The 5,587-nt window shown below is 59.1% G+C and carries 3 protein-coding genes; all 3 read right to left on the bottom strand.

Annotated elements, in window-relative coordinates; all coding sequences use genetic code 11:
* Window positions 1-1,914, bottom strand: a 1,914-nt coding sequence (locus ABY403_RS12685) for a type I secretion system permease/ATPase (RefSeq protein ID WP_372841190.1), incomplete at its 3' end; no start/stop codon positions are given.
* Window positions 1,915-1,941: 27 nt separating this feature from the next.
* The gene (locus tag ABY403_RS12680) at window positions 1,942-3,891 is read right to left on the bottom strand and encodes a hypothetical protein (protein WP_372841189.1); all 1,950 of its coding nucleotides are present in this window, start codon (window positions 3,889-3,891) and stop codon (window positions 1,942-1,944) included.
* A 94-nt stretch (window positions 3,892-3,985) separates the two neighbouring features.
* Window positions 3,986-5,440, bottom strand: a complete 1,455-nt coding sequence (locus ABY403_RS12675) for a hypothetical protein (RefSeq protein WP_372841188.1) — start codon at window positions 5,438-5,440, stop codon at window positions 3,986-3,988.
* Window positions 5,441-5,587: the final 147 nt, after the last annotated feature.

Raw genomic sequence — 5,587 nt, 5'->3', positions numbered from 1 at the left:
CTTGTCCACCGAGCCCAGCAGCGCCGATTTCTGGGTAATCACCACCACCGTCGTGCCTTGTTGCTTGGCATGTGCCATGGCGCGGGCCAGTGCCTGATCCCCCGAGCTATCGAGGTTTGAGTTCGGCTCGTCGAGCACCACCAGACGCGGCCCACCGAAGAACGCACGTGCCAACGCGATGCGCTGTTTTTGCCCGCCCGAAAGCGGCGAGCCATCGGAGGCAACCATGGTTTCATAGCCTTGCGGGAAAGCGGCGATCAGATCGTGCACATCGGCAAGCACCGCGGCTTCATAGATTTGCTCGTCGGTGGCATCGGCGCGCATACGCCCGATATTGTCTTTGATGGTGCCCGGGAAAAGCTGCACGTCTTGCGGCAGGTAGCCGATATTCTCGCCCAACTGGCGCGGGTCCCAGTTGCGCAGGTCCATCAGATCGAGGCTGACGCTACCAGAAGTCGGCAGGATCGAGCCGACCAGCATCTTGCCGAGCGTGGTCTTGCCTGCGCCAGAGTTGCCAATCACCGCGAGCGATTCACCCGGAGCAAGCGAGAACGAGATGCTGTTGAGAATGACCTGCTTGGTGCCCGCCGGAACATAGAGCAACCGATCGACATTGAGCCGGCCTTCGGGGCGCGGAAGCTGAAGCCGGTCCATATTGAGCGGCGATGATCTGAGCAGCCCGACAACACGGTCGTAAGAGGCACGCGCCAGAATAAAGCTGTTCCAGCCTTCGATCGAACCCTCGATCGGTGCCAGTGCGCGGCCTGCGATGATCGAGGCCGCAATCACCATGCCGCCGCTCAACTGCCCCTGAAGCGCGAGAAATGCGCCCCAGCCCAGCAAACCGACCTGCGTCAGCAACCGAACCGAGCGCGACGCCGCAGATGAAACGATGTTGCGATCTTGCGCGCGCACCTGCGCCTTGAGCGATGCCGCGGTATCGCGCCCCCAGATCGAGACGGCTTCGGGGATCATCGCCAGCGCATTGATGATCTGAGAGTTACGCGCCATCGAATCCAGATGCAGGTTGGCCCTGCTCTGGTGAAAATTTGCCTCGGCAAAAGATGATGCGGTGGCGCGCTGGTTGATCATCGTAATCACCAGCAAGATCAGCGCCGTCACGACAACGATATAGCCCAGATGCGGATGCACCAGAAAGATTGCAGCGATGAAAAGCGGTGCAAAGGGAACGTCGAGAAACGAAAGCAGCGTGCCAGACACCAGAAACGACCGCAGTTGTTGCAGATCGCCCAATGTCTGATACTCGCGCCCCGACCCGTGCAGCGATGCGCGCGCCGCAGCACTGAGGACGGGGGCACCCAGATGGGTCGCCACCTCGACCGCGGTGCGCATTAGAACAAAGCGGCGGAGCGCGTCAAAGATCGCCTGCATCAACACAGCGCCGACGATAACCGCGGTCAGCATGATCAGGGTATCAACCGAGCGGCTCGTCAGCACCCTGTCCGAAATCTGGAACAGATAGACCGGGATCGCCAATATCAGCGCATTGGTCACGAAGGTGAACAGCATCACGGTTATCATATTGCGCCGAACCGTCTTGACGCCGTCCTTGAGGCTTTTGGCAAAATTGACTGGGCCAAGCCGCTTGTGAAACTTGCCGTCGCCGCCATTGCGCTTGCCACCGCCACCGCTGCCGGGGTTTGCGGGCGTGGGCTTGTCGGGCGTGGGCGAAGACGGCTCGAAACCCGCTTTCCCCTCGATGGTTTCACCAAGCCGGGCTGTGGGCTGCGCCTCTGCCGGTTCCGGGGTCTTTGCGGTTTCGGCGCTGCGCGCATCAACGCGCGCCTCGGGTTTCAATACAAACGCCGCAGCTGCCTTTGAACCTTTCGACAAAGGATCACTCGGGTCTTTCGGCTGCCGCTGGGAACCGTGTTCTGTGTCAAAGTCTTTCAACTGGCTGCTCCTTCAGGGCCGGACAGTTCAGCTCAACATGGATTGCATCGGGTCTGACGGCGGACCATCTGCGGCAGCGGTCGAGCCGCCGAAATACTCCGGGACCTCGTCTTCGGAAAGAAAACCATCGGCCAGAAACACCACCGCTTCGCTAGCCAGCGGTGAATGTGCAGGGTCGCCCGCAACGATCACATCGTCTGAAATGAGTTCGGCCTGCACCAGCAGCGCATCGGAATAGAGGTCGCCCCCGAGATAGATTTGTGCATCGACGCCATATTCTGCGATCGAGGCGACATTGATCAGCGCATTGGAACCGGTGGTCAGGGTTGCACCCTCACCGGCCAGCGCAAGGGTCTCGTTTGCCATGAAGGCAACTTGATCTGCATCTCCGAGCACATTGATTTGCTCGATATATTGCAGATTGATCAGATCGCCCTCGATGTAGAGCACGCGAAGGGCACCAAGACCGGCGAAGAGGCTGTCAGACAGCACCCCGGAAACCGGGTCATCGTTGCCATTGCTCAGTTGATCGAGCGCTTTCTGGTAATCGCTCGTGACAGGTTGATAGGCCTTGGCACCCACGGCGTGGATGCTGGCATAGTTCCAAAGCAGGTTTTCGCCCGTCGATAACGCACCGCCGAAACTATCGTTGAGGTAGACGATATCGCCATCGAACATGATGTTCGTCTGCTGGATGACCGATACGTTGATAAGGTTGCCGCCAACGACGATCAGATCGTAGCCAAAGCCCATTTCGGTAAACAGCGCCGAGTTCAGCGTCATGTTGCCGCCAAACTCGATAAAGCTGGATCGGCCCTGCAGGGTAATGCTGGCGATGTCATGATCGAGCATGAAGTTGCTTTGCTGCACCCAGTTGAAATTGATCTGGTTGCCGTCAATGCGTGTGACGACCCATGACGATGGCAGCTGGCCAGATGCTGAAACCACGCTCGCCTCGGGGTCGGTCGTCGTAACCAGCGTGACAGAGGCAAGGTTCATGGCTTGGGTCGCAGCAGCGTCGATTCTATGGGTCATGCCGCCCACGCCAAAGATCTGGTCGGCGTCGTTCCAGATGTTGGTTTGGGTAATCGCGGCAAGCGAAATCGCGTCGCCGCCAACCGCCATGACGGGCGATACAAGCCAACTGCTGCCAAGGGCGACTTCGTTGACCAGCGTGTTCCCGCCGGTCGACACATCGTAAACACCTTCGATCGGATCTTCGCTGGCCTCGTCTTCCGGCGTGGCAAGCAGCGCGGGCATTGCATCGTCGAGTTTTGCGAGCTCTTCGACCGATACGCCATTTTCATGCAAGCCCGACACCTCGGGCCCGCGGAACATTGCCGCGCTACCTGCGGAGCCAGCGTCGGGCAGTTCCGCCTGTTGGGCGGCATCGAATAGGTCGCTCGCTATCGTGTGCAGTGCTGCCTCGTCGGCAGGAAGCTCGAGGGTAGGAAAGATTTGGGTTGCCCCTGCATCGAGGATCAGTTCGGCGAGTTGGTAATTCAGATGTTCAAACGGCACCAACGGCGCGCCGAAATCTTCGCCGTTCATCACATCAAGATCGATGATGCGCCCGCTTTGGTACAGAATGGCGACCAGCGACGAGGGCGGTTCGATCTGGATGATATAGTTCATATCCGGCCCTGGCGGCAGCGGAAGCGGCGCATCCCACCGGGGCGAAAACATCGGCATGTACAGATATACTGGCGTCAGCGGCCCATAATGCAGCGGGAAGTAGTCGAGCGGTGCGACGGACTCTTGCCCCGAGGGCGCATAGCGCAGCGAATGCGGCAGTTCTTGTGGATCGAAAGGCGCGCTGACGACGACCTTGACCAGCATGAGGTCAGTCGGGGTGTCTTGCAGCGCCTTGCGATAAGTGAACTCTTCATGCGCCAGCCGCAGTCGAGCAGCTTCGGTGCCCAACTCGAACAAGCCTATGAAATGAGTGATGATTTCGTTGGCAGCGTCGCGGAACATTTTCTGTCTCCCGGCTGCAGCGATCGACTCGCCGCCTGCCCCAGAAAAGTCTGCGCGGGATTACCCCGCGCAGAACACTCTTATAAACTGCGGATCAGGCAGTACCGTCGTCGTCGCCGCCAATCAGCGTCGAGTTGAGGTTACCGCCAACAACGGTCATATCGACTTGGTTGCCCACGATATTGGCGCCAAGCACGATGTTCATGTTGAACGCAGTGACATCAACGATCGAGTCTGCCGAGGCCATGGCCTGACCGGTGACATACCCGTCATCACCGTTTTGCGAACCCCACTGCCCGGCGTACCCGGCGTTGCCGCCGTTTCCGGTTGTGGCTGTGCCACCGGCACCACCGGCACCACCTTGCGCAGAAGCAAGCCCACCCCAGGCGTGACCGCCGTAAGCATCGCCGCTTTGCGCGCCAGAGTAGCCGTAGCCACCGTCGTTGTTGTTACCACCAGTGGCACCGCCCCAGCCGGCACCAAGGCCCGCACCGTAGCCACCGCCACCATCGGCATCGCCGCCTTTGCCACCCTCGGCATCGCCGCCGTTACCGGCACGATTCATATCCAACAGTGACAAGTCGAGAAGCGCGAGATCGACGTTCGAGCCGCCATCGCCACCATCGTTGACATCGCCGCCATCAGCGTCGCCGCCCTTGCCGCCATCGCCAAGGCCAACGCCAAGACCGACACCAAGTGCAGCAGCATTACCACCAGCGTCGCCGCCATCAGCCTTGTCGGCTTCAGCTTTGCCGCTATCGCCGCCACCGGCTACTGCGAACCCGCCAAGCGACACGGCATGACCGCCATCATCGCCGCCCGCATCCGCGCCCGAGCCGCCCCGGCCAGCTTCGCTGCCAGAGTTGATGCCATCACCGGTTTCGGCTTTGCCGCCATCGGACTTGATATGGACATCAAACTTGTCGTCGTTTTCCAGCTTAACGTCTTTGAGGTAGTCGTTGTCGACGATATTGCCGGTTTGCCCGATGACATTGGCAGTGTCATTGCCAGCGCCAGTCAACGCGTTGTCGAGAATGTTCTTCAACGACTGGTCGTTGCCGGGGTCATAGGCCATGCTGCTGCCCTTGCCCACGATGAAGATGTCACCGGTTTTGCTCTTGCTCAGATCGATGTCAGCAAAATCGTCATCGCTGGGTTCCCAACCATCGAGCCCGACCGAAACGTTGGTTGTAACGTTGGTGTCGACGGTGGTGTTGGACTCGTTCGTGGCCTTGTTCGAGGCCATGTTCGTGGCCTTGTTGTCAGCGCCGTTGTTCGCCGTGTTGGCGTTGTAGTTGAGGTTGGCGTTGCCGTTCAGGTTGCCGTTGGCGTTGCCGTTCAGGTTGCCGTTACCATTGCCGTTGCCATTGGTATTGGTGTTGTCATTGTCGCTGGTGCTGTGTTGCACCTGACCTTGACCCTGAAGCTGACCTTGGGCCTGCGCTTGAAGTTGCGCTTGCAGCTGGTCCTGATCCTGATCCTGTTCCTGATTCTGGTTAGGATGGTGCGGATGCCCGAACATGAAGTTAGGATGTCTTGAGTTACCCATTTCTCAGTCTCCCGTTTGCACCGGAGGGGCCACTATTCATCTATAAAGTGGCATGCCTTCAGGGTGCGTTACATGAATATTAAGATGGTTCTCAGGCAGATTTCCGGCTCGCAAATTGCGAACGAAATCCTCGACTTCGGATTTTTT

The sequence above is a fragment of the Phaeovulum sp. genome (assembly GCF_041596715.1).
In the GTDB taxonomy this organism is placed as follows: domain Bacteria; phylum Pseudomonadota; class Alphaproteobacteria; order Rhodobacterales; family Rhodobacteraceae; genus UBA6213.
The sequence above is the reverse complement of the archived record's forward strand: the minus strand, read 5'-3'. Positions and strand labels throughout refer to the sequence as shown.

What these genes read in the sequence shown, in the direction of transcription:
- ABY403_RS12675 (WP_372841188.1), bottom strand. Translation starts at nt 5,440, where the DNA reads ATGGGTAACTCAAGACATCCTAACTTCATGTTCGGGCATCCGCACCAT.
- ABY403_RS12680 (WP_372841189.1), bottom strand. Translation starts at nt 3,891, where the DNA reads ATGTTCCGCGACGCTGCCAACGAAATCATCACTCATTTCATAGGCTTG.